Genomic DNA, 25,790 nt, shown 5'->3' on the forward strand with positions numbered 1-25,790 from the left:
ACATCGTGCCTGTTCCGGGTCAATCTCCTTGTGCCGAAACTCACCCGTCGCCGCCACCGGGCGGACCCGGTGTGCGCCACCGTTCGAACGGCCGGTCCAGGGTGTACTGGCCCGACGCCCCGAGCAGCAGGGTGCGCGTCTCGGCGTTGTCCGGGTTGGACAGGGCCTCGAACTCCTCGACCGTCCAGTGGAACCAGCGCATGCAGAACAGCCGCATGGTGAGCCCGTGGGTGACCATCAGGACGTTCGGCGGGAAGTCCTCCTTGTCGAAGGCGCGGTAGAGGGTTTCCAGGAACGCTCCGACCCGGTCGTAGACGTCCGCGCCGCTCTCCCCCATCGCGAAGCGGTAGAAGAAATGGCCGTACGCGTCCCGCGCCTTGCGCTGCCGCTGGATGTCCTCGATGTCCTGCCAGTTGCCCCAGTCCTGCTCCCTGAGCCGCGGTTCCTCCTTGGCCCTGATCAGGCGAGGATCCAGACCGAGCGCACGGTAGGTGTGCCAGGTGCGCCGGTACGGGGACACGAACGCCTGGACCCGTTCGTCGCCGAACAGCTCACGCAGCCCCTCGCCGGCCTGCGCGGCCTGGCGGACGCCGGCGGCGGTGAGTTCCAGGGCGTGGTCCGGCACCCGCTCGTAAATGGTGTCGTCCCTGTTGCCCTGGGACTGGCCGTGCCGGATGAGCACGATGCGGCGAGGACGTCCCATGGCGATCAGCCTATGGTGCGACCGGAACGGCGGCTCGGCGGGGCCACCGGGTGGCCCGCTGCGGATTCAGCGCCCGGCCGCGGCCGGCCCGGCTATGAGGTCCTCCGACAATTGCCGGAGCTTTCGCCGGGCCCCTGTGTCGTACGCCTGCCGGTCGGCGCGCGCCTCGGTGAGCCCGTTGAAATAGCGCCCGCTTCCCGGCCCGGCGGCATTGATGAGCCGCAATGTCGCCGTGCCGCCCTCCTCGACTGTGCTCCAGGGGCTGAGGCCGATCTCCCGCACCATTGTTGTGTCCATGAATGTGGCCGGATGCAGCGCGTCCACCGTGACGCCGGTCCCGCTCAGTTCCTCCGCGAGGTCGAAGGTGAACATGATCTGGGCGAGCTTGCTCTGGCTATACGCCCGGGCCGGGTCGTGGCCCGCTGCCAGCATCGGATCGGCGAAGTCGACGGCGTGCTGTCCGGCCGAGGCGACATTGACGATCCGGGACGGCGCCGACGTGATGAGCAGCGGCAGGAGCCGGCGGGTGAGCCGATATCCGGCGAGGTAATTCACGGCGAAGCGGCGTTCGATCCCGTATTCGTCGACCTGTCTTCTCCCGCCGGGTGAGGCGCTGCCGATCCCCGCGTTGTTCACCAGGACGTCGAGCCGGTCGACACGGGCGGTCACCTCGTCGGCCAACCGGTCGACCTCGGGCAGCCGGGCGAGGTCGGCGAGCAGCGCCTCCGCGCGGTCCTCACCGGTGGCCTCCCGCACCGCGCGGCACACGTCCTCCGCCCGGTCCGCGTCCCGGCCGTGGACGAGGATCCGGTCGCCGGCCTCGGCGAGGCGCAGGGCAAGCCAGCGGCCCATTCCGTCGGTGGAACCGGTGATCAGTACGGTCCGCCGGCCCGGCGCGGTCACAGCGCGGCGGGCCGCAGGCGCGACCCCCCGTCGACCGGGAGCACCACTCCGGTGGTGAAGGTCGCGCCGATCAGGTAACCGATCGCGCCGGCGATGTCCTCCGGGCGTCCCACCCGCCCCGCGGGCGCGGTCGAGGCGAAATTACCGAAGGCCTGCCGCCGGGCCTCGGCGTCCATCCAGTCCCACCACGGCGTGTCGATGATGCCGGGCGAGACGGCGTTGACCCGTATCGGCGCCAATTCGACAGCGAGGACCGGGACCATCGCCTCGACTGCGGCATTGACCGCGGCGAGCCCAGCGGTGCCGGGGCGCGCCGAGCCGGCGGATCCCGCGGTGACGAAGGTGATCGAGCCGCCGAGGCGGAGCGCCTTGAGGGCGGCCTGTGCGGCAACGGTCTGGGCGACCAGTTTGCCTTCCGCCGCGGCCCGCAGATCGGCTATCGGCAGGGCGCCGAAGGGGCCTGCGGCGGTGCTGCCGGTGACGGCCACCACCACATGGTCGACCGGGCCGAGGCCGGCGAAGAAGTCATGGGTGGCGCCCTCGTCCAGGGCGTCCAGCGACACGCCGGAGGCGCCCTCTCCGAGCCGCGCGAGAGCGGCGTCCAGCCTGGCCTTGTCGCGACCGGTGACGATCACTTCGCGTCCAGCCCGCAACTGCTCCTCCGCGGTGGCCAGGCCGATTCCCGATGTACCACCGATGACGACGGCACGTTCTGTCGATGCGGACATTGCGCTCTCCATTTACGAGGCATGCTGACTCGTTAACCATAAGCGAGACACGATGTCTTGTAAAGTGATCTCATGGACGAGACACCCGTACGTGGCAGACCCCGCAGCGAGACAGCCAGACGCGCCGTGCTCGACGCGGCGCTGGCACTGTGCCAGAGCGGCGGTTATCAGGCGCTGACGATGAAGGGCATCGCGGAGACCGCGGGGGTCGGTCGCCAGACGGTGTACCGCTGGTGGCCCGCGAAGCAGGACGTGCTGATCGACGCCCTGCGCGATCTGGCGCTGCGCAAGGCGGAGCATCTGGACCCCGAGACCGGCGACACGCTGCGCGATGTACGAACGCTGCTCGACGCCACCTTCACGCTCACCACCGCGCTCACGGGCAATGCGCTGGTGGGGCTGATGGCCGAGGCCCAGCACGACCCGGCGCTGTCGCAGCGCCTGCAGGCCACCGTCATCGGCCCGCGGCGCCAGGCTCTCCGCCTGCTGCTGGCCCGCGGCGTGGAGGACGGTGCTCTCTCGGAGGAGGCGGTGCCGCTCGACCTCGCGGTCGACTTCGCCTTCGGCACCATGTGGTATCGGCTGATCAGCCGGCACGCCCCGGTGGACAGCGGGCTGGCGGAGCAGATCACCACGGCGCTGGCGACCTTGCTACGGCCGGGCGCCGACCTGGCCGTGCCGTCCGCGACGGTCGCCGACGCGCTGGCGGACCGGCCCGGCGGAGCCGCGTGAGCGGGCCGGCGCCCTCACACGGTCCACGCCTGCACCACGTCGACCACGTCACCCGCCACGGACACCACATCGCCGTCGAGGTCCGCCCGGTCCGAGAGCCGGGCCACCGCTCCCTCGCGGTATTTGCCGCGCTCCGTGGCGGTATCCCACGCCGACAGCACCAGGAAGTCGCTCTCCGTGCTCTCCGCGAAGACGCCGCGCAGCATGCCGGGTGAACCGGCCATCGCGGGGTTCCAGACGCGTTCCTGCATCTGGACGAAGTGGTCGATGCGTTCCGGGCGCACCTTGCACAGCGCCACCCGGAGCAGGTCGGTGTCGGAGAAGCGCGGCTCGAAGCCGACCTTCACATCCAGCCTGCGGGTGAACATCCGGACCGCGAGCATCTCGAAGGTACCTGTCTGCGCGGCCGCCGTGGCGTCGTGCGACCCCGCCATGAAGGCGTCGTAGGACGCCTGCCCGTCCCAGAAGGCGAAGAGATGAGCCACGCCGGGCTGCGAGCGGCTCCAGCCGCCGGCCTGGCCGTGGAATCCCGGCTGCTCCCTGAGCGCAGCCCACCGGCGCTGCCCCCGGTCGAAGCCGGCCCGGTCCAGGACGCCGCAGCGTATCCACTTCACCAACACCGCGCCATCGTAGTGGCGCGAAGGCCGGAGATCGTCCCGTGTGCGACGGGGATCTCCGCCGGGCGCCGGGTTCCGGCCGTCGCACAGGCCCCCGAGAGGCGACGCACACAGCGGCGGGGGGGGGGGGGGGGGGGGGGGGGGGGGGGGGGGGGGGGGGGGGGGGGGGGGCGCCCCCCCCCCCCCCCCCCCCCCCCCCCCCCCCCCCCCCCCCCCCCCCCCCCCCGCCGCTGTCGCATATCGATCGGACGATCAGCGGACCGGCGGTCAGCTGCACCCGCTAGTGGAGCCGCAGCCCTCGCACAGGTAGCAGCTGCCGGCACGGCGCATCTTGGTGCCGCAGGAGAAGCACAGCGGGGCGTCGGCGTTGAGGCCGAGCTGGATCTCCAGCAGCTCCGTGGAATTGTGCGCTTCCTTGGGCGCCGGAGTGGCCGCCGGGGGCTTGGCCACGGTCAGCGGCGCACGCGATTCGACCTGCCGCGGCGCGGACTGGGCGAGCCCCTCCACGTCGACGTCGTCCTCGCCCGCCTCGTACGAACCCGTGTCCAGGTGTCGCTGCCGCTCGTCGGCGGAGTGGATGCCGAGGGCGGAGCGGGTCTCGAACGGCAGGAAGTCCAGCGCGAGGCGGCGGAAGATGTAGTCGACGATCGACTGCGCCATCCGTACGTCCGGGTCGTCGGTGAGTCCGGCCGGCTCGAAGCGCATGTTCGTGAACTTCGAGACGTAGGTCTCCAGCGGGACTCCGTACTGCATGCCGACGGACACCGCGATGGAGAAGGCGTCCATCATGCCCGCGAGGGTGGACCCCTGCTTGGACATCTTCAGGAAGACCTCGCCCAGACCGTCGTCGGGGTAGGAATTCGCCGTCATGTAGCCTTCGGCGCCGCCGACGGTGAAGGACGTGGTGATGCCGGGGCGGCCCTTGGGAAGCCGCTTGCGCACCGGGCGGTACTCGACGACCTTCTCGACCTGCGCGGGCGCCTGTGCCGCCTTCTCGGCCGCTGTGTCGCCCTTCTTCTTGGCCGAGAGCGGCTGGCCGACCTTGCAGTTGTCGCGGTAGATCGCCAGTGCCTTCAGGCCGAGCTTCCAGCCCTCGTAGTAGACCTCTTCGACCTCCTCGACGGTGGCCGACTCCGGCAGGTTCACCGTCTTGGAAATGGCACCCGACAGGAACGGCTGGGCCGCGGCCATCATGCGCACATGTCCCATGGCCGAGATCGCCCGCTCACCCATGGCGCAGTCGAAGACCCCGTAGTGCTCGTGCTTGAGGCCGGGCGCGTCGATCACATTGCCGTGCTCGGCGATGTGGGCGACGATCGCCTCGATCTGCTCGGACCGGTAGCCGAGCCTGCGCAGCGCGGTGGGGACCGTGTTGTTCACGATCTGCATCGAGCCGCCGCCGACGAGCTTCTTGAACTTCACCAGGGCCAGGTCAGGTTCGACACCCGTGGTGTCGCAGTCCATCATCAGGCCGATCGTGCCGGTCGGCGCGAGCACCGACGCCTGGGCGTTGCGGAACCCGTTCTTCTCGCCGAGCCGGACGACGTCCTGCCAGGCCTCGGTCGCCGCGGCCCATACCGGGGTGTCCAGGTCGTCGACCCTGCGCGCGGCGCCGTTGGCGTCGGCGTGCTGCTTCATGACGCGCTTGTGGGCGTCGGCATTGCGGGCGTAGCCGTCGTAGGCGCCGACGACCGCCGCCAGTTCCGCCGACCGCTTGTAGGACGTTCCGGTCATCAGCGAGGTGATCGCCCCCGCCAGGCCCCGGCCGCCGTCGGAGTCGTACGCGTGGCCCGTCGCCATGAGCAGGGCGCCGAGGTTGGCGTATCCGATGCCCAGCTGGCGGAAGGCGCGGGTGGTCTCGCCGATCTTCTCGGTGGGGAAGTCGGCGAAGGAGATCGAGATGTCCATCGCGGTGATGACCAGCTCGACGACCTTCGCGAAACGCTCCGCGTCGAAGGACTGGGCGCCGTTGCCGTCGTCGCGCAGGAACTTGAGCAGGTTCAGCGACGCCAGGTTGCAGCTGGAATTGTCCAGGTGCATGTACTCGCTGCACGGGTTAGAGGCGGTGATCCGCCCGGTCTCCGGCGAGGTGTGCCAGTGGTTGATCGTGTCGTCGTACTGAATGCCCGGATCGGCGCACGCCCAGGCGGCCTCGGCGAGCTTGCGGAACAGCGACCGCGCGTCGACCTCTTCGATGACCTCGCCTGTCATCCTGGCGCGCAGGCCGAATGCGGCGGCAGACTCGTACGCCTTCATGAACTCGTCGTTCACGCGCACCGAGTTGTTGGCGTTCTGGTACTGGACGGACGTGATGTCGTCGCCGCCCAGGTCCATGTCGAAGCCCGCGTCACGCAGTGCGCGGATCTTCTCCTCCTCCTTCACCTTGGTCTCGATGAAGGCCTCGACGTCCGGGTGGTCGACGTCCAGGACGACCATCTTGGCGGCGCGGCGGGTGGCACCGCCCGACTTGATGGTGCCCGCGGAGGCGTCGGCGCCGCGCATGAAGGAGACCGGCCCCGAGGCGTTGCCGCCGGAGGAGAGGAGTTCCTTGGAGGAGCGGATACGGGACAGGTTCAGGCCGGCGCCCGAGCCGCCCTTGAAGATCATGCCCTCTTCCTTGTACCAGTCGAGGATCGACTCCATGGAGTCGTCGACGGACAGGATGAAGCACGCGGAGACCTGCTGGGGCTGCGCGGTGCCCACGTTGAACCAGACCGGCGAGTTGAAGCTGAACACCTGGTGCAGCAGTGCGTAGGTCAGCTCGTGCTCGAAGGTCTCGGCCTCGTCGGGGCTGCCGAAGTAGCCGTGCTTCTCGCCCGCCGCACGGTAGGTGAGCACCACCCGGTCGATCAGCTGCTTCAGGCTGTTCTCGCGCTGCGGGCTGCCCACCGCGCCGCGGAAGTACTTGCTGGTGACGATGTTGACCGCGTTCACCGACCAGAAGTCGGGGAACTCGACGCCACGCTGCTCGAAGTTGATCGAACCGTCGCGCCAGTTGGTCATGACGACGTCACGGTGCTCCCAGACCACCTCGTCGTACGGATGCACGCCGGGGGTGGTGTGGATGCGCTCCATGCGCAGACCCTTGCTCGTCTTGGACCCCTTGGTGCGGGAACCGCGTGCCGGGCCGCTCGTCGTCTCTGTCATTCCGCCTCCCTGTATGGGCGAAAACGCCCTGATGTGCGCGGATCTTCCCGCAGCACGATGTGTCCATGGCCTCGGCACGCGTCGCGTCCGGGCAAAATCTGTGTCCTGCGCGCCGCTCAGTCGGCGGCGGATGCGGACGCGGGGACACCGAGGTCCTCGTTTAGTCCGCCAGGAGTGGTGGGCGGCAGCTGCTCGCGCAGCTCCGTGATGGCCCGCTCGAAGTCCTCCAGAGAGTCGAACGCGCGGTAGACCGAGGCGAACCGCAGATACGCGACGAGGTCGAGGTCCTGGAGCGGACCGAGTATGGCCAGTCCGACGTCGTGGGTCGACAGCTCCGCGCTGCCGGTGGCCCTGACCGCCTCCTCGACCCGCTGCCCGAGCTGGGCGAGGGCGTCCTCGGTGACGGGGCGGCCCTGGCACGCCTTGCGCACCCCGGCGATCACCTTGCTGCGGCTGAACGGTTCCGTCACGCCGCTGCGCTTGATCACCATTAGTGACGCGGTCTCCACGGTCGTGAACCGGCGACCGCAGTCGGGGCACTGGCGGCGCCGGCGGATCGAGGCGCCGTCATCGGTGGTGCGGCTGTCGACGACACGACTGTCGGGGTGTCGGCAGAAGGGGCAGTGCATCGTTCCTACTCCCTCCCTCACTCCATGGTGAGCGCGCGACAAAGAGGCCTGCGCGGCGTCGTACGACCCCGGCGAGCAGCCTCAAGCATAGGTGACTCCCCCGGCGTGGAATGCGCCGGGTCCCCGGCCGGAACACAACCGGTGGGGGCCAAGCCCTATCCAACCACTAGATGTGGTGCGGCGGAACCAATCGACGCGCTGAGCGTGTCACACGTCGCGGACACGCACGACCGCGCCCGCCCATACCGCGGCGCACGTCCGGGCGGCGGTGACACACTGGGGCCCGGCGCCGCCGGAGCGTCACGCGGCATGCTCCGCGGACCGGGCCGAGCGACGGCGGGCACATTCGGCGATCGAACTTCCATTCGATCAATACACCCGGTACCTTGATCACGTCAGCGGATTTATGCAAATTCACTCGAACGTGTGTTTGGCGCAACCTTTCGAAACCCACTACCGTTGTACTAACTGCCCGCGGCTGCGAAGCGGGCCTCCCGCACTTCATGCGGTGGGAGAACATCTCGAAAGGGGCCGCCGTGACCACCGCCGCAGAGAGCGCCACAGCGACATTGACCGCACATGACCGCTCCCCGGATCGAATCGGCCCGTTGGACGTGATGAACGAAGAGAACAGTCCGAAGCCCGCGCGCTCGCTTCCCGGACGGCCCCCGGGTATTCGCGCCGACAGCTCCGGCCTCACCGAACGCCAGCGCAGGGTCATCGAAGTCATCAGGGATTCGGTACAGCGCCGCGGATACCCCCCGTCCATGCGTGAAATCGGCCAGGCGGTGGGGCTGTCCAGTACGTCCTCGGTCGCCCATCAGCTGATGGCACTCGAGCGAAAGGGATTCCTGCGCCGCGACCCGCACCGGCCGCGGGCGTACGAGGTGCGCGCCTCGGACGCCGGGCATCCCCAGCCGACCGACACCTCGGGCAAGCCGTCCGCGTCCTATGTGCCGCTCGTCGGGCGGATCGCCGCGGGCGGACCGATCCTCGCCGAGGAATCGGTCGAGGATGTCTTCCCGCTGCCCCGCCAGCTCGTGGGTGACGGCGAGCTGTTCGTGCTCAAGGTGGTCGGCGACTCGATGATCGAGGCAGCCATCTGCGACGGGGACTGGGTCACCGTCCGCCGCCAGCCGGTCGCCGAGAACGGCGACATCGTCGCCGCCATGCTCGACGGCGAAGCCACGGTGAAGCGCTTCAAGCGGGACAACGGACATGTGTGGCTGCTGCCGCACAATGCCGCCTACCAGCCCATCCCCGGTGACGAGGCCACCATCCTCGGCAAGGTGGTGGCGGTGCTGCGCAGGGTCTGACGCGCGGGTCCTCCGAGCGCCCCGGAAACCGTACGACGGTTCCGGGGCGGACTCGTTGCGCCCCGCCGCTCAGACCTTCGCCGCCGAGTCGATCGCGGCCAGCGAGCGCCGTACCTGGTTGCGATCCGTGGTGTACCAGAGGTCGGGCATGGACGACCGCAGGAAGCCGCCGTAGCGGGCGGTCGCGAGGCGCGGGTCGAGTACGGCGACCACACCGCGGTCCCCTGACGCCCTGATCAGCCGGCCCGCGCCCTGCGCCATCAGCAGCGCCGCGTGGGTGGCGGCGACCGCCATGAAGCCATTGCCGCCGTGCTCCTCGACCGACTTCTGCCGGGCACTCATCAGCGGGTCGTCGGGCCGCGGGAAGGGAATCCGGTCCATCACCACCAACTGGCAGTTCACACCGGGCACATCCACGCCCTGCCACAGCGAGAGAGTGCCGAAAAGGCACGTCATGGCGTCCTGCGAGAACGTACGGATCAGCTCGCCCAGTGTCTCCTCGCCCTGCAGCAGCACCGGGTGGTCCAGCCGGTCGCGCATCGCCTCCGCGGCCGTCTGGGCGCCGCGCATCGAGGAGAACAGCCCGAGCGTACGGCCGCCCGCCGCCTCGATCAGTTCGGCGAGCTCGTCCAGCATGTCCTCCCGGCCGGCGTCCCTGCCGGGCGGCGAGAGGTGCCTGGCCACGTAGAGGATGCCCTGCTTGCGGTAGTCGAAGGGCGATCCGACGTCGATGCCCTTCCACGGCGCCGCGTCCTCGCCCGCGGTGCCCTCGGCGGCCAGGCCGAGTGAGGCCGCCACGCCGTTGAAGTCGCCGCCGAGTTTGAGTGTGGCCGAGGTGAGAACGACGGAGCGCTCGGTGAACAGCTTCTCGCGCAGCAGTCCCGACACATTGAGCGGGGCGATCCGCAGGGAGGCCCCGAAACGGTCGTGGCGCTCGCACCAGACCACGTCGTATTCCGAGACCGACACCAGTCTCTCGCACACCTCGTGCACGTGCTCGACCGCGGCGAGAGCCTGCTTGCGCACCGCGTCCTCGTCCTGCACCGACTTGTCACGAGTGTCGCCGAGGGCAGTGATCACCTGGCGGCAGGCGTCCCGCAGCGCGGCGAGGACGTAGACGAGGTCCTCGGGGATCTCCTCGATGCGCCCGGGCAGGGCCAGCTCCATCACCCGCTCGAAGCCTTCCGCAGCGCTCAGCAAGGCGTCCGCGGCCTTCTCGTTGACCAGCCGGGCGGCACGCTTCACCGCGCGGTTCACGCTGCCCGCGGTCAGCTCCCCGGTCGCCACGCCGGTGACGCGGGAGACCAGTTCGTGCCCCTCGTCGATGATCAGCACTTCGTGGTTGGGCAGGACGGGGGTGCCCTCGATCGCGTCGATCGCGAGCAGCGCGTGATTGGTGACCACGACATCGGCGAGTTTGGCACGCTCGCGCGCGGCTTCCGCGAAGCACTCCGCGCCATAGGCGCACTTGGTGGCGCCCAGGCACTCGCGCGAGCTGACCGATACCTGGCCCCAGGCGCGGTCGGACACGCCGGGGGTGAGGCCGTCACGGTCGCCGGTCTCCGTCTCGTCGGCCCAGTCCCGCATGCGCAGCAGGTCCTGGCCGAGCTTGCTGGTCGGCGCCGCGGCCTCGAAGGGATCGAACAGGCCCTCTTCGTCGTCCTGCGGTACGCCTTCGTGCAGGCGGTGCAGGCACAGGTAGTTGGAGCGGCCCTTGAGCATGGCGAACTGCGGCTGGCGGCGCAGCAGCGGCTGCAGCGCGGCGACCGTGCGGGGCAGGTCGCGCTCCACGAGCTGGCGCTGGAGCGCGAGGGTGGCGGTGGCCACCACCACCCGCTCTCCGTGGGCGAGCGCGGGCACGAGATACCCGAGGGATTTGCCGGTGCCGGTGCCCGCCTGGACGAGCAGATGGGAATTGTCGTCCACGGCGGCGGCGACGGCCTCGGCCATGGTGACCTGACCGGCCCGCTCCACGCCTCCGACGGCGGTGACGGCGGCGTGCAGGAGGTCGGTGAGCGCGGGTGGGGGCGTGTCAGTCATAGGAAGGCAAGCCTACGGCCAGCCACCGACAGCGCCGTTCCGCTGCGCCATCGCCGGGCGTCTCCGGGACCGCTCCCGTCATCCGGTGCTGGCTTCGCCGGCCGGCCGGGCACCGCGCTGCCGCGCCGCCGCGAGGACCGCGTGCTGTGCCCGACGCACGGCGTGCAGCTCACCGACACCGGGCCGCTGCGCCCCCGCGCCCAGGTCAAGGTGGTCATGGACGGCACCGTGCGCGGCCGCTTCATGGTGACGGAGGGCGGCGCGGTGGCAGTGTGCCGCGCACCGGCCGGCGGCGGCATGGCGCTCGGCTCGTGGATCGACGAGAGCGCCGTGGAGACCGTGAGCCGTACCCATGTGCTGCTGGCCTACGACGACGGCGCGCTGACCGTGCTGGACGAGCGCAGCGCCAACGGCACCCGCATAGGGCGCCGCCTTCCCGGCGGCGACACCACTGTGCCGCTGGAGCACGGCGTCGCCCGCAGGCTGCGCGAGGGCGACTCCGTCGTCCTGCACGACCGCCTGGAACTCCTGCCCAGCGCAAGCCAATTCGTCTTCGGGACCGACCCCGCGGACGGTACGGTCGCACAGCGGGAAGGCGGCGCGGCAGCGGGACCCACGATGATGCAACTGCCGCTGCACGACATCGAGTGAACGGGGTTCTCGTGGCGACGGACGTCGGTGCCGGTACGGTCCTGAGCGGCCGCTACCGGCTGGAGGAGCTGCTGGGCGGCGGCGGGTTCGGGCAGGTCTACGCGGCAGTCGACCAGGGCCTGGGGCGGCGGGTCGCGGTGAAGGTGCTGACGCTGCGCGCCGAGTGGGCGGCCGTCGAACGCAGCGAGCGTCAGGGGCGCTTCCGCCGGGAGGCGGTCGCCGCCGCCGCGCTGAGCCACCCCAATGTGGCGACGATCCACGACGCGGGCGAGCACGAGGGACGGCCGTTCATCGTCATGGAGCTGCTGTCCGGCACCGACTTCCGCAATGTCCTGCTGGACCGCGGCGGCCTGCCGGTGCCGGACGTCCTGGCCTATGGCGCGCAGATCTGCGCCGGATTGCAGCACGCCCATGAGCGGGGTCTCGTGCACCGCGACATCAAACCCGAGAATCTGATGCTGCTCCCGGACGGCGTCGTCAAGATCTGCGACTTCGGGCTGGTCGCCCCTCAGGACCCGAATGTCACGCGGTACACCGAGCCGCAGGCGCTGCTGGGATCGCCGCCGTATTTTGCACCGGAACAGGCGCAGGGCGGCGAGGTCACCGCCCAGTCGGACCTGTATTCGCTGGGCTGCGTCCTCTACGCCATGCTCGCCGAGGGGCCGCCCTTCACCGCGGGGAATTACATCGGCTACGCCTATCTCCACGTGCACGAGGAGCCCGAGCCGATTGTGAACCGGCGCCCCGAGGTGCCCCTGGAGTTGGCCCAGCTGGTGCACCAGCTGCTCGCCAAGGCTCCGCGGGACCGCCCGGCCAGCGCCGCCGCGGTGGCCGAGCTGCTGCGCGGACTGATGCGGCCGGCGGCACTGCGGCGGACGCCGACCGCCCTGGACCGCGGCGCCCGGCACCTGGTGTGGACGCTGCTCGAGGAGGGCGAGGCGCTGCTCGCCGCAGGCCGCTTCCACGACGCGGACGACCGCTACTGGCAGGCACGGCAGCAGATCCTGCGCCAGGGCGCGGACAACGAAGCCGCGTCCTTTGCCGCGCTTTTCGGACGCGTGCGGGCGCTCGAGGGTCTGAACGGCATCGAAACGACCCGCCGTCAGCTGGAGGAGCTGGCCGGCAGTACCGCGCAGGCGCTCGGCGCCGACCACCCGCTCGCCCGGTGCGCCGCCGCCTATGCGTCGGTCAGGGCAGCACACTGACGTTGACGTCGGCGGCGAGCCGGAAGGTGTCCCCCGGTCTCAGGGGCGCTGTGTCGTTCGCCGCGAGCCGGTAGCCCCGCACATAGGTGCCGTTGGTGGATCCCTCGTCCGTGATCCATGCCGCGCCGTCGGCGTCGACCCCCACCTTCGCGTGAATCCGCGACAGATTGTCGCGGTCGGCCAGGAAGGTGACAGCCGGGCACAGCTGCGGGTCCCTGCCGAGCCGGATCGAGTAGCCGGGTGCCACCTCGACGATCTCGCCGCCGGGGAAGTGCAGTCGCAGCGCGTGGACGGGCACGTCCCTGCGGGTCCGCGCAGGCCTGGGCAGGGAGCCGGGGATGACGTTGATGACCCGGGTGTACTCGGACTCCGCACCGGGGTGTCCAGGACCTGCGTGGGCCTGCCCGGCTCCCGGCGTGTCGGGTCCACTCACCGCCGGCTGCGGCGCGCCGGGCCGCGACAGCCGTTCGGTCGCGGCCGTGGAGGAGAGCGGCGGTTCTGCCGCCGCGTGCACCGACGCCATCAGTGCGAACGGCACGAAGCAGCCCTGGCACACCAGTTGGCCGGCGAAGGAGCCCGGCGTGCCGCATTCCGGGCAGGATCCGACGCCCGTTTCCTCGTGCATCCGCCCCCATCCCTCCGCGGTACGACCGGTGCCGCGATCGTATCGGCTGGGCAGCAGCCGCGGTGCAGCCCGCGGTCAGACCGCGTGCAAGGGGTTGGGCACGGTGCCATGGACCGCGGCGTGGGGCCGCTCGGCCCGGTCGCGGTAGCCGTCGAGGTGCAGCCGGTTGCGGTTGAGGCACAGGCGCGCGATGCGCGGCGTGAGCAGATCGAAACTGGCGAAACGTTCCTTGAGATGGGGGAACCTCTTCTGGTGGCGGACGATCTCGTCGCGGACCAGGCCCCAGAAGTCGGCCTCCGGCACCCCCAGCTGGTCCTCGCACAGGGGCGCCAGATACCGCAGTACGCCCACGAAGAGGCCCGAGTGGATGAACTGGGTGAGGAATCCGGGGGCCTCGGTCAGCAGTACCGCCCGGACATCGTGCGGCATCGTGTCGTGCTCGGGCAGTGCTTCGGCGCTGACATTGACGTCGTCGACGAAGTCCTTGACCGCGAGCCGCACCGGGAGGTCGTGCTCGTCGAAGACGACGATGGCGTTCTCGCCGTGCGGGGAGAAGACCGTGCCGTAGCGGTAGAGGAAGTGCAGCAGTGGTGGCAGCAGGGCGCCGAAGAGGTGCCGCAGCCACGTCGCAGGGGCGACGCCGGACCGCGCGACGAGCTCCGCGGTGAAGGAGCGGCCGGCTGGGTCGGTGTGCAGCAGCGCGGCCAGCGTACGCGCGCGCTCCCCGGGTCCGAGATGCGCGGCCAGCGGCTCGCGCCAGATACAGCCGAGCAGTTCGCGGTATTGGTACGGGACGGTCGGCAGCCGGTCGTACTGCGGGTGCGCCACGGTCACCGAGGCGACCTCGCCGAGCAGGATCACCCTGGTCTCGTCACGCAGAAACGGATCTTCTGCACGCAGTCGCTCCACCCACGCGGTGACGGCCGGCGCGGCGAGGGTGCGTTCGGTGGGCAGGCCCCGCCACACCAGGGTGTTGAGCACCGACAGCGGCAGTTTGACCGTACGGCGCTGCGGGCGGGTGGTGTTGAGGAAGGTCCGGATGGACTGCTGGGGCAGCCTGAGGTCGTTGTCGGTGCCGAGGGCGATGATGGACCCGTCGGCGACAGCGGGCGCGAAGAGCGGCAGGACCACGTTGTCCCACTGCCAGGGGTGCACGGGCAGCAGCAGGTAGTCGGCCGGGGCGCGGTCACGGCCGGCGATGGTGCGGTGAAAGGCGTCCAGCGTGACGGGTGGGATCTCGTCCGCGTAGAGCAGATCGGGGGTGGCGAGCGTGTCGACGCCGCGGTATCGCGCCAGGCTGTGGTGCACGGCGATCCACGGCAGCCGGTGGTGTCTGCGGGCTTCGGGCGCCCAGTGGGCCGCGTCGGCGTCGGAGAATCCGATACGCCCCTTGTTGGCGACCAGCCAGGGGTGTCCGGTCTGGTGCCCCTCCAGCTCCGCGTAGTCCAGGTCGGCCAGGTCGGCGGCGTGCAGCGCGCCGGCGTCGAGCCGCAGGTCGGCGCGCAGCGTGGCGAGTATTTCGCGGATGAGGTGGCCGGTCGTGTCACCGCTCAGCCCGAGCACGCTGTCGTGGGCGTGGCTGAGGAAGTGCAGCGGATCGCCGTTCGGGCCGATGCTCGCGGGATCCACCCGCCAGCTGCCGTACGCGCCCCTGCGCGCGCGGAAGCGGTAGGTGAGTGTGTCGCTGAGCCGCAGGCGGTACGCCGTCGCGCCCGCCGCGGGGTCCGGTTCCGGGACGATCACCTCCTCGTAGGCGAATTCGGCGAGCAGCTTCGCCAGGAGGCGCCGGGCCGCGCGCTGCCAGGCGGCGGAGTCGGACGAAGGGGGTGTGGTGATCACGGTGGACTCCTGCGGAGGACCTGGGGGTGCAGGCGGGTGGAAAGGGGGCCGCGGACGGCTGTGGTCAGAGCAGATGGCGCAAGGAGCGGTCGCGGATCATGAGGGCGGCGCGCTTGCCCGGGACGTCGGCTTCGGCGGACAGCCGGAAACCGGCGGCGAGAAAGGCCGCCACTGAGCAGGTGTTGCGGAGGTCGGGTTCCGCGACCACCCGGCAGCAGCCGGGCCGGTGCTCCAGGATCAGGTCGGCGACCGCCCTGATGAGGATGCTGCCGAGCCCGCGACCGCGGTCGGCCGCTCCTCCGATGAGCAGATGGACGCCGGTGTCCTGCGGCCTGGCCGGGTAGTGCCGGGCCAGCGGGTCGAGGTCGGCGCGGTAGATCTCCCAGTAGCTCATCGGGGTGCCGTGGAGCAGGCCGAGGCAGGGGATACTGCGGCCGTCGCCGTCGAGTTGCGCGTCCAGGTACCGTCCGGTCACCGCTGGCTCGCCGGCCAGCTCCCAGAACTGCGCGACCGCCGGGTCGTTCATCCAGCCGGTGACGAGGGCGAGGTCGCGCTCCGCGTCGACCGGCACGAGGCGAAACGGTCCGGCAGGTGTGTCGGCCGGGGCCCATCGCGCGATGTCTCCGACCAGGCAGTGATCGGGGTCGGCGCGCTCGGGCCGGGAGCCGGGGGCGCTCCTGCCGTACGTGGCGTCGGACGAGGCGAAGAGCGCGAGGAATTGCGGTGGCAGCGTCAGGTCGAGGGTGTCGTCGGTGCCGGGGTCGGCGGGTGCCAAGATGACTCCTCCTCTTCTGCGCGGCGCCTGTCAGACGGCCAGCGGATTGGGGATGGTGACGTAGACCGACTGGGTGTCGACCGGGCCGACGAGTTCGTCCATCCCGTGCAGCCGGGTCAGCAGGTTGGCCTTGCAGCGCAGTTCCGTGCTGTGCAGCAGCAGCCCCGGCAGGCTGCTGCTGCCGCTCTGGGCCGCCCCGGCCAGGAAGCGGCGGAAGGCGGCGAGCAGCACCCGCTCATCGGCCAGTTGCTGCGACCCGAATGCGCCGATCAGGCCGAAGACGTTGTTGATGCCGACGTAATAGGCGAAGCGTTCATCGACGACCTCGTCGGCGACGAAGGTGTCGCTGGCCGCTCCGACACCCGGCAGCCGCCGCTCCAGGTCGGCCCGGTGCGATGTGCGGTAGTAGTACCCCTGGTTGTCCCGGTAGCGGCCGCCGCAGGGCCAGCCGTCCGCGTCGAGCAGCACCAGGGTGTTCTGCTGGTGTGCTTCGAGTGCGATGCCGGTCTCGCCGTCCAGCCAGAGCAGCGGGCGGATCACGGCGTCGAGGTAGCGCAGGAACCACTCGGTGGCGACGGCCGGGGCCGGCCGACCGGTGCGCTGGGCGAGCCGGCCGACCAGCACGGCCAGCCGGGACCTGAGGACGGGCGCCGCTCCGTCGGACGGCCAGGGGCGCGGTGAGGTCAGTCCCGCAATGCAGTGCACGGGGTCGCCCGGACCGAACGGATTGTGCCGGAGCACGACGTCGAGACCGGTGACCGGCTCACCTTCCGCGGTGTCCACGGCGAGCCAGGCGGGGTCGCGCACGATGTCGAACCCAGGGTGGACGGCGCGCCATTGTGCTGCCAGCCCGCTGCGGAGCAGCCGGTGGACCTCGGTGCCGCGCAGCAGTTCCTTGCGCAGGTTCTCTCGCCGGGAGTTGGTGATGCGGACGCCCAGGGACAGCTTGAGCATCGCCGGTGCGTCGTGCCGGTAGACGGTGCGCACCGACGAGGTGGGGTGCCATGCGTCGCCGTACGGGCCGAGGTCGTGCAGCAGCCCGGCGTCGAAGAGGGCCTGCACGGCCGGCCGGTGCCGGATGTCGCGCGCCTGCCAGGGGTGCAACGGCAGCAGCGCGGTGCCTTCCGGCCGGACAAGCCCGGGACCTGCCAGGGAGCTGATCAGGTCGACCGCCCCGGTCGGGCGTCCCCGGTCGGTCCAGGCGGAGTCGGTGGCGAGCAGCGCGGCGTCCACGGCGAGCCAGTGCAGCCGGAACGAGCCGCGTGTCTCGGGGGAATACACCGCGCTTTCGGCGTCGCTGAGCCCTTCGCGGCTCTTCGGCGCGGGGTGCATCGGATGCCCGAGGATCAGGGCCTGTTCCGAGTCGAGGAAGGGCAGTTCCGGGTCGGCGGGACCCGGCCGGCTGCGCCGGGCCGCGACGAAGGCGGCTGTGCGGCGCACCGAATCGGCCACTCGGGCGACTACGTCGGCGGCCTCCACAGGGGCGCCGCCGACGTCCCTGACCAGCAGGGCGGACAGCTCGACGGCGGTCAGCGCGGGGCCGGTGAAGGTCGGGCGGACCGCGCCGAAGCAGTGGTGCCCGGTGGGCGACCAGTGGCGGACGGCCGCCCGGGCTTCGATACCGCTGGCCGGCAAAGCGATCCGCAGCACGCCGTCGGCGGGCCGCGGCAGCCCCCTTTCGCGCACCCAGCATCGGAGCAGGTTGTCGATCGCCGCCGCGTCGGCGACACCATAGGCGTCGGGATGCTGCATCGGGTCCAGGCCGACGCCGTCCGGTGCCTTGGGCTCGAACGCCCGGGCGGCCTGCGGAGGGCGCGGCCGCTGGAGCGGCACGCCGGTCAGGTCGGCGGCCGGGGACATGACGACTTCTGCGGGGGCGGTCATACGTGGGCTCCACTGGTCATTGCCACGGGTGTGCGGGGGGTGCCGGATGCGGGCGTCATGCGGCGGCCTCCGGCACGCCGGCGCAGGCGGCTTCCATGGCGCCGGCGAAGCGTTCGAGCACGGTCTCGGCCTGCTCGTCGGTGATGGTCAGCGGAGGCAGCAGCCGGACGACACTGCCGTGCCTGCCGCCGAGTTCCACGATCAGGCCGCGGCGCAGGGCCTCGCGCCGGACGCGCTCGGCGAGGTGCGGTGCGGCGGGCAGCGCGCCGCGGTCGTCCCCTTCCGCGTCGGTGTCGACGATCTCGACGCCGATCATCAGGCCGCGGCCCCGTACGTCACCCATGCAGGCGTGGCGCGCGGCCAGTTCCCGCAGGCGGCCGGCCATGTGCGCGCCCATCGTCCCGGCGCGTTCGTGCAGGGCGTGCCTGCGTACGAAGCGCAAGGTCGCGGTGCCCGCGGCCATGGCCAGCTGATTGCCGCGGAAGGTCCCGGCGTGGGCTCCGGGCAGCCAGCCGTCCAGTTCCTCGCGGTAGACGATCACGGCGAGCGGCAGACTGCCGCCGATGGCCTTGGACAACACCATGACGTCGGGCAAGATGCCGCTTCTTTCGACGGCCCAGAAGGTGCCGGTTCTGCCGACCCCGGTCTGCACCTCGTCCACGATCAGCGGGATTCCGCGGTCCGCGGTGATCGTCCGCATACGCCGCAGCCAGGTGTCGGGCGCGGGGATCACCCCGCCCTCGCCCTGCACCGCTTCGAGGAGCATCCCGGCGGGCGGCTGCACCCCGCCCTTGGGGTCGTCCAGCAGATGCGCGGTCCAGCGCGCGGCCAGCTCGGCGCCCCGCTCCCCGCCGATACCGAATGGGCAGCGGTAGTCGTACGGGTACGGCAGCCTGGTGACCTGCGTGTCCGGTCCGTGCAGGGCGGCGCGCACCGCCGTGTCACCCGTTGCGGCGAGTGCCGCCGCGGTCATGCCGTGGTAGGCGCCGGAGAAGGCCAGCAGCCCGTCGCGCCCGGTGGCGGTCCTGGCGAGTTTGATGGCCGCCTCGACGGCATCGGTGCCGGCGGGCCCGCAGAACTGGATCCGGCCGCGCTCGGCGAGTGCGGGCGGCAGCGTCTCGAACAGGGCCGTGGTGAATGCGTCCTTGACCGGGGTCGCGAGATCGAGCACATGCAGCGGCGCACCGGAGTCGAGGACGCCTCTGATGGCCTCCAGGACGACGGGGTGGTTGTGCCCGAGAGCGAGGGTCCCCGCTCCCGACAGACAGTCCAGATAACGGCGGCCGTCCGCGCCCTCGATCGTCATGCCCCGGGCGCGGACAGGGACCACGGGCAGCGAGCGCGCGTAGGTGCGGGCGGCCGACTCGCGCTGTGCCTGTCTGCGCAGGATCCCCTCCGCCACCGTCGCGCCGCCGTCGTCGTATCCGTCGGCCGGCGCCGCGAGATGTCCCGGCGCGCTCGAAATGGCCGCCACGTGCTGTCTCCTCCGAGTCGCTTGCAGTCGGTTCGTCCCCCCGTCCGTACTAACGACGTGGTGACGGACCGATCACGGGCCGCGCACAGAACTTTCCCGGCGGAACCGGTGAGCGGCCGGTGACCGTCCCTCACACCGACGGCGTTCCCGTGCGCCGTCCGTGCCGGCAGGCAACAGCACGTCGGGCACGCGGACTTCGTGGGGGGCTCACGTTCATGTCATCGATACGTCGGTCGTTGATGGCGGCCGCGGCAGCCGTGGTGCTCGTGGCCACGGCAAGTGCGTGCGAGTCGTCGGACGCCGGGGGCGACGCCAAGCCCACGTCGGCGCGGACGACGACGGCGAAGCCGAAACTCGACCTCTCCCTTCCGACGTCGCTGCCGACCAGCCTGGCCGACCTGAAGAAGTGGGAGCAGGCGTACAAGGACGGGGCCTGGAAGAACTGGGACCGGTCCCAATGGCTGCGCAAGGCGGCGGATTTCGTCAACCCGGTGATCGACGGGCTGTGGAACGACGACCGGATGAAGGGCGCAGACCCGGAGGACAAGAAGGTCCCCGCCGACGTCCCGGCCGACCAGGGCCAGACCGACCGGGCGCCCTCGCCGGTGGCGGCGCGGGCGGTGGCGACGCCTTATCACCAGAGCGCGCCTGATGTCGGGAAGCTGTTCTTCGACAGCCCCAAGGGCTCGATGGTCTGCTCGGCCACCGTGGTCCAGGACCCGGCGCACCCGGGCAAGTCCAACCTGGTATGGACGGCGGGCCATTGCGTGCACGCGGGAGCGGAGGGCGGCTGGTACCGCAACATCGCCTTCGTGCCCGCCTACAACGACTCCGGCAGGAGCGCCGCCGCGCTCAAGGGCGCCAAGCGCGACGTGCTCGCGCCGTACGGGGTGTTCTGGGCCGACGGTGCGAGCACGTCGCAGCAGTGGATCGACACGGGTGCAGAGTCGGGCGGCAGCGGCTCGCCGTACGACTTCGCTGTGCTGCACGTGACGCCCGAGAAGGGCGGCAAGTCGCTGGAGGAGACGGTGGGCTCGGCCATGCCGGTGTGGTTCGACGCCCCGTCGGCGGCGCAGGTCGGCACGCTGAACGCGTGGGGATATCCCGCGGCGTCGCCTTATGACGGTCAGCGGATGTACAACTGCGCGGACAAGCCCGGGCGGCTGTCGCTCGACGCCCAGCAGCCGACGGAATACCGCATCGGCTGCACCATGACGGGGGGTTCCTCCGGCGGGGGATGGTTCGCCAAGCGGCCGGACGGAACGACTGCTCTGGTCAGCAACACCTCGATCGGCCCGGTGAAGGCGACCTGGCTGGCCGGCCCGCGGCTCGGCTCGGATGCCAGGAAGGTCTTCGACGCGGTCAGCAAGAAGTTCAGCTGAGCGAGCGCTGCATGGGTAAGGCCCCGTCTCCGGGAGACGGGGCCTTACCCATGCAGCGCCGGTCGTGGCATCGGGCGGCGGACCGCGATGCCGCGCCGGGTCGGTCAGTGGTGCGTGGCGAGGGTGAACGGGGCCAATTCCGCGGCCATTTCCTCGTGCACCCGGACCTTGAGCAGCGTGCCGTCGCCGGTGTGCTCCTCGGAGAGCACCTCGCCGTTCGCATGTACCCGGGACACCAGCCCCCCGTGGGTGTAGGGCACCAGGGCCTCCACCTCCACGTCGGGGCGCGGCAATACGTCGTCGATCATCTGCAGCAGCACGTCGATACCCATGCCGGTGCGTGCCGACACGGCGATGGCGTGCTTCTCGTTGCGCAGCAGGCGCTGGAGCACCAGCGGATCGGCCGCGTCCGCCTTGTTGATCACGACGATCTCGGGCACGTCCAGCGCGCCGACATCGCGGAACACCTCACGGACCGCTGCCAACTGCTCCTCGGGCACCGGGTGCGAACCGTCCACCACGTGCAGGATCAGGTCGGCGTCACCGACCTCCTCCATGGTGGAGCGGAAGGCCTCCACCAGATGGTGCGGCAGGTGCCGTACGAATCCGACGGTGTCGGCGAGGGTGTAGAGCCGCCCGCTGGGCGTCTCCGACCGGCGTACGGTCGGGTCCAGCGTGGCGAACAGTGAGTTCTCCACCAGGACGCCGGCACCGGTCAGCCGGTTGAGCAGCGAGGACTTGCCCGCGTTGGTGTAGCCGGCGATGGCCACCGATGGCACCTTGTGGCGCTTGCGCTCCTGGCGCTTGAGGTCGCGGCTGGTCTTCATCTCCGCGATCTCCCGGCGCATCTTGGCCATCTTCTCGCGAATACGCCGCCGGTCGGTCTCGATCTTGGTCTCACCCGGGCCACGGGTGGCCATGCCGCCGCCGGACGAGCCGGAGCCGCCACCGCCCATCTGCCGGGACAGCGACTGACCCCAGCCCCGCAGCCTCGGCAGCATGTACTGCATCTGGGCGAGCGAGACCTGCGCCTTGCCCTCACGGGACTTGGCGTGCTGGGCGAAGATGTCGAGGATCAGCGCGGTGCGGTCGACGACCTTGACCTTGACCACGTCTTCGAGATGGATGAGCTGGCCGGGGCTCAGCTCACCGTCGCAGACGACGGTGTCGGCGCCGTTGTCCAGCACAATGTCCCGCAGCTCCTGCGCCTTGCCCGAGCCGATGTAGGTGGCCGGGTCCGGCTTGTCGCGGCGCTGGATGACGCCGTCCAGGACCAGGGCGCCCGCGGTCTCGGCGAGCGCCGCGAGCTCGGCCAGCGAATTCTCGGCGTCGTCCACGGTGCCGGAGGTCCAGACGCCGACGAGCACCACGCGTTCCAGCCGCAGCTGGCGGTACTCGACCTCGGTGACGTCCTCCAGTTCGGTGGAAAGTCCCGCGACCCGGCGGAGCGAGGCCCGCTCGGAGCGGTCGAGCTGGTCGCCGTCCCGTTCCTCGTCGATGTGCGTGCTCCAGGCGACGTCCTCTTCCATCAGGGCGTCGGCCCGAAGGCTCTCAGGGAGGCGCTGGCGGTCGTTCGAAGAGGAAGAAGAGGAGGAGGTCATCGGATCCTTAGGTCGTACGGTCAGGGTCCGGCACGCGTTTGCGCCGTCACTACGATGGTCGCACGCCGGACCGTCGCGGTCACGCGGGTTTCCCGGCGAGTGCGCGCAGCACGCAGACCACCCGTGCGGGTGAAGCGTGCCGGGAACCGCCCCTCACGACCACCCGTTCACTCAGAGTAATCATCGAGACCGGCCAAACCGGGCGATGACAGATCCGAGGAGTGAGTGCGGTGCGTAAGTGGAGGACAGCAGCGAGGCGGTCAGCCGCGGCCCGCGGCGACGGCGGGCTTCGCGCGGTAGACGTCGTAGACGCCGGGTACGGCCCGCATGGCGCGCATCAGTCCGGCGAGAGCCTGGGGGTCGGGCAGTTCCACCGTGTAGGTGTGCCGTACGCGGTGCTCCTGCGGCGGTTCCACCGCGGCCGAGACGATGCCGACGCCCTCGGTGGCGATCACCTCGGTAAGGTCGGCGAGCAGTCGCGGGCGGCTCAGCGCCTCAGCGAGCACCGTGGCGCGGTAACCGCCGGCCGGAGTGCCCTCCCGCCACCCGACGGGTACGGGGGTCCGGCCGGTCGCGATCATCCGGGCGGTGGTGAGGCACTCGGTCCGGTGGACAGTCACGGCGCCGCCGCGAATGACGAAGCCCGTCACCGCGTCGGGCGGGACGGGCGTACAACAGCGGGCCAGGCGCACCACGGCTCCCGGCAGGTCGGTGACCGCCACCGGCTGCCCGGCCGGCGCGCCGCCACCTGCCCGGGCAGGTCGAAATGCCGGGGCGGCGGCGGGCTGGTCGTCGTCCGCCGGTGCGGGGTGCAGTGCCAGCCAGCGGGTGATCGCGATCCTGGCCGCCGGGGTGGTGGCGTGCTCGAGCCAGTCGGCGGCCGGGCGGGAGGCGGTGGCGTCGTCCAACAGCAGTTGAAGGCTGTCGCCGTCGCGCAGCCGGGTGCCCAGTGGCGCCAGCCTGCCGTTGACCCGGACGCCGATACACCGGCGGCCGGCCTCACCGTGCACGGCATAAGCCGCGTCGACACAGCTGGCCCCTGCGGGCAGCCGGATCGTGCCGGAGTCGCCGCCGCCCTGCGCGGTGAAGACGGTGATCTCACGGTCCTGCGCGAGGTCGTCACGCAGCGCGGTCCAGAAGGTGTCGGGGTCGGGCGCGTCGCGCTGCCATTCGAGCAGCCGGGCGAGCCAGCCCGGCTGGGTCGGGTCGACCCTCCCCCAGACCTCTGCCGCGGCGGACAGCGGCGTCCCGTCGGGGGACGGCAGGTGCTCGGCGGTGGCGTGCGGGTCGCCGAGGGCGATCACCCCGGCCTCCGCCACCCGGTGCATCTGGCGGGTGCGGACCAGGACCTCGGCGATCCGGCCCCGGTCGTCGGCGATGGCGGTGTGCAGCGACTGGTAGAGGTTGAATTTCGGCGCGGCGATGAAGTCCTTGAATTCGGCGATCACCGGGGTGAAACAGGTGTGCAGCTCGCCGAGCACGGCGTAGCAGTCGGCGTCCTCGCCGACCAGGACGAGCAGCCTGCCGAAGTCGCCGCCGCCGAGGTCCGCACCGCCGCGCTTGAGCAGCAGACGGTGGACGGAGACCGCATGCCGCGGCCTGATGGCCACTTCCGCCGCGATGTCCGCGTCGCGCAGCACCTTGCGCAGGTCGTCGGCAATCGTGGCCAGCAGGTCGGGCTGCTGTGCGTTGGCGGCGATCATGGCCTGGGTGCGGCTGTATTCCGCGGGGTGGAGGATCGCGAAGACCCGGTCCTCCAGCTCGGTCTTGAGCGCCTGCACCCCGAGCCGCTCGGCAAGCGGGATCAGCACGTCCCTGGTGACCTTGGCGATCCTGGCCTGCTTGTCGGGCCGCATCACCCCGAGGGTGCGGACGTTGTGCAGCCGGTCGGCGAGCTTGATCGACATCACGCGTACGTCGCTGCCGGCGGCCACGAGCATCTTGCGGAAGGTCTCGGGTTCCGCGGCGGCGCCGTGGTCGACCTTCTCCAGTTTGGTGACACCGTCGACGAGATAGGTCACCTCGGCACCGAAGTGCTCGCGCACCTGGTCCAGCGTCACGTCGGTGTCCTCGACGGTGTCGTGGAGCAGCGAGGCCGTCAAAGTGGTGGTCTCCGCACCGAGTTCGGCCAGGATCAGCGTGACGGCCAGCGGATGGGTGATGTACGGCTCGCCGCTCTTGCGCGTCTGGCCGCGGTGCGAGGACTCGGCGAGCACATACGCCCGGCGCAGCGTCTCGACCGCTTCCGGTCCGGCCTGCGGATGCCGGGCGCGGTGGACCTTGATGAGGTGTTCGATGGCGCCGGGCAGCCGGTCCCTGGTATTCGTGCCCAGCAGCGCGGCCCGGCCGAGCCGGCGCAGATCGATGCGCCGCAGTCCGCGTCGGCGGGCCTCTGCGGCGCGCTCGGCGTCCACCGCGTTGTCTGCGCTCATCGGCACCTCCGGCAGCATGGACCGGCTGCGGAAGCCCTCGCACGACCCGCGGGGCCGCGCCGGTGATTGATGCTACCGAGCCCACCACGTGCGGCTGTCACGCTCTCGCCGAGAGTGATCCCCATCACCCGTTCGGGGGACGGTGTACGGGGATTCCTGGCGGAATGAGCCGGGTAACGAATTGGCGTGGGGGAGTCAGCGGGCCGGGCGGAGGGCCGCGGGACCGGGTTCGAGGACTCCCTCGGCGACGATGACCGCGGGACCGGTCATCTCGATCCGGCCGTCGCTGTTCTCCGTGACCACCAGTCGGCCGCCGGGGACGTCGACGGTGTAGGTGACGGGGCGGCCGGTGTCCGCAGGGTCGAGGCCGTCGCGGCGGGCGGCGGCGACCATGACGGCGCAGGCTCCGGTGCCGCAGGACCGGGTCTCTCCGGAGCCGCGCTCGTGGACGCGCATGGCCACGTGGCGGGGCCCGCGGTCCACGACGAATTCCACATTGGTACCGGCGGGGTAGACCTCGGCGGGCGTGACGACGGGTGCCCGGAAGAGATCTCCGGCTTCGTCGAGGTCGTCCACGAAGACGACGGCGTGCGGGTTCCCCATGTTGACGTTCACCGCGGGTCGGCTGCGGGCGGCGGCCGTGACGGTGACGGCTCCGTCGGGCAGGACCGCGCGGCCCATGCCCACGGTGATGCCTCCGGGGGCACCGTCGTCGCCGTCCTTGGCGATGTGGACGTCGCGCACCCCCGCGCGGGTGGCGACGGCCAGGTCGCCGGCGCCGACGAGGCCGGCCCGCTGGAGGTAGCGGGCGAAGACACGGACGCCGTTGCCGCACATCTCGGCGATGCTGCCGTCGCTGTTGCGGTAGTCCATGAACCACTCGGCCCGGTCGGCGAGCGCGGCGGCCTCGGGGTGGGCGGCGGAGCGGACGACGCGCAGCAGGCCGTCGCCGCCGATCCCGGCGCGACGGTCGCACAGCCGGGCCACCTGGGCGGCGGACAGGTCGAGCAGACCGTCCGGGTCGGGGACGATCACAAAGTCGTTCTCGGTCCCGTGGCCCTTGAGGAAGGTCGAAAGGGCGGCGCCGTGGTGCGTGTCAGTCACATG

General features: G+C 71.1%; 20 protein-coding genes. 5 read left to right on the plus strand and 15 right to left on the minus strand.

What is annotated here, in order from left to right; genetic code table 11:
• Positions 1 to 40: 40 nt before the first annotated feature.
• From V7E46_RS01145 to V7E46_RS01155, 3 genes are all read right to left on the minus strand, one after another.
• A complete protein-coding gene (locus V7E46_RS01145) occupies positions 41 to 703 on the minus strand; it encodes a histidine phosphatase family protein (RefSeq protein WP_329173991.1) in 663 nt (220 codons plus the stop codon).
• A 66-nt stretch (positions 704 to 769) separates the two neighbouring features.
• Positions 770 to 1,606 carry an SDR family NAD(P)-dependent oxidoreductase gene (locus V7E46_RS01150; protein WP_333766625.1) on the minus strand — a complete coding sequence of 279 codons (837 nt, stop codon included), beginning with the start codon at positions 1,604 to 1,606 and terminating at the stop codon, positions 770 to 772.
• Positions 1,603 to 2,334, minus strand: coding sequence for an SDR family oxidoreductase (locus V7E46_RS01155; RefSeq protein WP_333766626.1), 732 nt, complete (start codon positions 2,332 to 2,334; stop codon positions 1,603 to 1,605). The genes V7E46_RS01150 and V7E46_RS01155 overlap by 4 nt, the downstream gene beginning before the upstream one ends.
• Positions 2,335 to 2,406: 72 nt before the next feature.
• Between V7E46_RS01155 and V7E46_RS01160 the strand changes: the two genes are divergently transcribed.
• On the plus strand, positions 2,407 to 3,066 hold the full coding sequence (locus tag V7E46_RS01160; protein ID WP_333766627.1) for a TetR/AcrR family transcriptional regulator: 660 nt from the start codon (positions 2,407 to 2,409) through the stop codon (positions 3,064 to 3,066).
• Positions 3,067 to 3,080: 14 nt separating this feature from the next.
• On the opposite strand, the gene V7E46_RS01165 is transcribed toward V7E46_RS01160, so the two are convergent.
• From V7E46_RS01165 to nrdR, 3 genes are all read right to left on the minus strand, one after another.
• On the minus strand, positions 3,081 to 3,686 hold the full coding sequence (locus V7E46_RS01165; protein ID WP_333766628.1) for a YdbC family protein: 606 nt from the start codon (positions 3,684 to 3,686) through the stop codon (positions 3,081 to 3,083).
• 264 nt (positions 3,687 to 3,950) lie between these two features.
• On the minus strand, positions 3,951 to 6,830 hold the full coding sequence (locus tag V7E46_RS01170) for a vitamin B12-dependent ribonucleotide reductase (protein WP_333766629.1): 2,880 nt from the start codon (positions 6,828 to 6,830) through the stop codon (positions 3,951 to 3,953).
• Positions 6,831 to 6,946: 116 nt separating this feature from the next.
• Complete coding sequence (nrdR, locus tag V7E46_RS01175) at positions 6,947 to 7,459, minus strand: transcriptional regulator NrdR (RefSeq protein WP_333766630.1); 513 nt, start codon at positions 7,457 to 7,459, stop codon at positions 6,947 to 6,949.
• Between the two features lie 536 nt (positions 7,460 to 7,995).
• On the opposite strand from nrdR, the gene lexA reads away from it, so the two are divergent.
• Positions 7,996 to 8,775 carry a transcriptional repressor LexA gene (gene lexA, locus V7E46_RS01180; RefSeq protein ID WP_205044819.1) on the plus strand — a complete coding sequence of 260 codons (780 nt, stop codon included), beginning with the start codon at positions 7,996 to 7,998 and terminating at the stop codon, positions 8,773 to 8,775.
• A gap of 69 nt (positions 8,776 to 8,844) precedes the next feature.
• Here the strand turns inward: lexA and V7E46_RS01185 are convergent, their stop codons facing one another.
• The gene (locus V7E46_RS01185; protein ID WP_333766631.1) at positions 8,845 to 10,815 is read right to left on the minus strand and encodes an ATP-dependent DNA helicase; all 1,971 of its coding nucleotides are present in this window, start codon (positions 10,813 to 10,815) and stop codon (positions 8,845 to 8,847) included.
• 141 nt (positions 10,816 to 10,956) lie between these two features.
• Here V7E46_RS01185 and V7E46_RS01190 point away from each other — a divergent pair, with 141 nt between their 5' ends.
• Together V7E46_RS01190 and V7E46_RS01195 are read left to right on the plus strand one after the other, a co-directional pair.
• A complete protein-coding gene (locus V7E46_RS01190; protein WP_333766632.1) occupies positions 10,957 to 11,466 on the plus strand; it encodes an FHA domain-containing protein in 510 nt (169 codons plus the stop codon).
• An 11-nt stretch (positions 11,467 to 11,477) separates the two neighbouring features.
• A complete protein-coding gene (locus V7E46_RS01195; protein WP_333766633.1) occupies positions 11,478 to 12,671 on the plus strand; it encodes a serine/threonine-protein kinase in 1,194 nt (397 codons plus the stop codon).
• On the opposite strand, the gene V7E46_RS01200 is transcribed toward V7E46_RS01195, so the two are convergent.
• The 5 genes from V7E46_RS01200 to V7E46_RS01220 all read right to left on the minus strand — a co-directional run bounded on the left by V7E46_RS01200 (position 12,655) and on the right by V7E46_RS01220 (position 19,196).
• Positions 12,655 to 13,296, minus strand: coding sequence for an FHA domain-containing protein (locus V7E46_RS01200; protein ID WP_333766634.1), 642 nt, complete (start codon positions 13,294 to 13,296; stop codon positions 12,655 to 12,657). The genes V7E46_RS01195 and V7E46_RS01200 overlap by 17 nt on opposite strands.
• Positions 13,297 to 13,371: 75 nt before the next feature.
• Positions 13,372 to 15,135, minus strand: coding sequence for an IucA/IucC family protein (locus V7E46_RS01205; RefSeq protein ID WP_333766635.1), 1,764 nt, complete (start codon positions 15,133 to 15,135; stop codon positions 13,372 to 13,374).
• 64 nt (positions 15,136 to 15,199) lie between these two features.
• Positions 15,200 to 15,910: a GNAT family N-acetyltransferase gene (locus tag V7E46_RS01210; RefSeq protein WP_333766636.1), complete on the minus strand. Its 711-nt coding sequence runs from the start codon at positions 15,908 to 15,910 to the stop codon at positions 15,200 to 15,202.
• A 30-nt stretch (positions 15,911 to 15,940) separates the two neighbouring features.
• Positions 15,941 to 17,794, minus strand: coding sequence for an IucA/IucC family protein (locus V7E46_RS01215; RefSeq protein WP_333766637.1), 1,854 nt, complete (start codon positions 17,792 to 17,794; stop codon positions 15,941 to 15,943).
• A gap of 55 nt (positions 17,795 to 17,849) precedes the next feature.
• Entirely contained in the window at positions 17,850 to 19,196 is a 1,347-nt protein-coding gene (locus V7E46_RS01220; protein WP_333766667.1) for a diaminobutyrate--2-oxoglutarate transaminase, read from the minus strand.
• A gap of 287 nt (positions 19,197 to 19,483) precedes the next feature.
• Here V7E46_RS01220 and V7E46_RS01225 point away from each other — a divergent pair, with 287 nt between their 5' ends.
• Complete coding sequence (locus tag V7E46_RS01225) at positions 19,484 to 20,650, plus strand: trypsin-like serine peptidase (RefSeq protein ID WP_333766638.1); 1,167 nt, start codon at positions 19,484 to 19,486, stop codon at positions 20,648 to 20,650.
• A 104-nt stretch (positions 20,651 to 20,754) separates the two neighbouring features.
• Here the strand turns inward: V7E46_RS01225 and hflX are convergent, their stop codons facing one another.
• The 3 genes from hflX to dapF all read right to left on the minus strand — a co-directional run bounded on the left by hflX (position 20,755) and on the right by dapF (position 25,787).
• A complete protein-coding gene (hflX, locus tag V7E46_RS01230; protein ID WP_333766639.1) occupies positions 20,755 to 22,251 on the minus strand; it encodes a GTPase HflX in 1,497 nt (498 codons plus the stop codon).
• 260 nt (positions 22,252 to 22,511) lie between these two features.
• A complete protein-coding gene (locus V7E46_RS01235) occupies positions 22,512 to 24,683 on the minus strand; it encodes a RelA/SpoT family protein (RefSeq protein WP_333766640.1) in 2,172 nt (723 codons plus the stop codon).
• Positions 24,684 to 24,878: 195 nt separating this feature from the next.
• Positions 24,879 to 25,787 carry a diaminopimelate epimerase gene (dapF, locus tag V7E46_RS01240; RefSeq protein WP_333766641.1) on the minus strand — a complete coding sequence of 303 codons (909 nt, stop codon included), beginning with the start codon at positions 25,785 to 25,787 and terminating at the stop codon, positions 24,879 to 24,881.
• Between the last annotated feature and the right edge of the window lie 3 nt (positions 25,788 to 25,790).

Source organism: Streptomyces sp. IBSBF 2435 (assembly GCF_036815005.1).
Classification (GTDB): domain Bacteria; phylum Actinomycetota; class Actinomycetes; order Streptomycetales; family Streptomycetaceae; genus Actinacidiphila.

Coding starts and splice junctions, on each gene's coding strand:
- V7E46_RS01145 (WP_329173991.1), bottom strand. CDS start 703: ATGGGACGTCCTCGCCGCATCGTGCTCATCCGGCACGGCCAGTCCCAG.
- V7E46_RS01155 (WP_333766626.1), bottom strand. CDS start 2,334: ATGTCCGCATCGACAGAACGTGCCGTCGTCATCGGTGGTACATCGGGA.
- V7E46_RS01160 (WP_333766627.1), top strand. CDS start 2,407: ATGGACGAGACACCCGTACGTGGCAGACCCCGCAGCGAGACAGCCAGA.
- V7E46_RS01170 (WP_333766629.1), bottom strand. CDS start 6,830: ATGACAGAGACGACGAGCGGCCCGGCACGCGGTTCCCGCACCAAGGGG.
- nrdR (WP_333766630.1), bottom strand. CDS start 7,459: ATGCACTGCCCCTTCTGCCGACACCCCGACAGTCGTGTCGTCGACAGC.
- V7E46_RS01185 (WP_333766631.1), bottom strand. CDS start 10,815: ATGACTGACACGCCCCCACCCGCGCTCACCGACCTCCTGCACGCCGCC.
- V7E46_RS01200 (WP_333766634.1), bottom strand. CDS start 13,296: ATGCACGAGGAAACGGGCGTCGGATCCTGCCCGGAATGCGGCACGCCG.
- V7E46_RS01215 (WP_333766637.1), bottom strand. CDS start 17,794: ATGACCGCCCCCGCAGAAGTCGTCATGTCCCCGGCCGCCGACCTGACC.
- V7E46_RS01225 (WP_333766638.1), top strand. CDS start 19,484: ATGTCATCGATACGTCGGTCGTTGATGGCGGCCGCGGCAGCCGTGGTG.
- hflX (WP_333766639.1), bottom strand. CDS start 22,251: ATGACCTCCTCCTCTTCTTCCTCTTCGAACGACCGCCAGCGCCTCCCT.
- V7E46_RS01235 (WP_333766640.1), bottom strand. CDS start 24,683: ATGAGCGCAGACAACGCGGTGGACGCCGAGCGCGCCGCAGAGGCCCGC.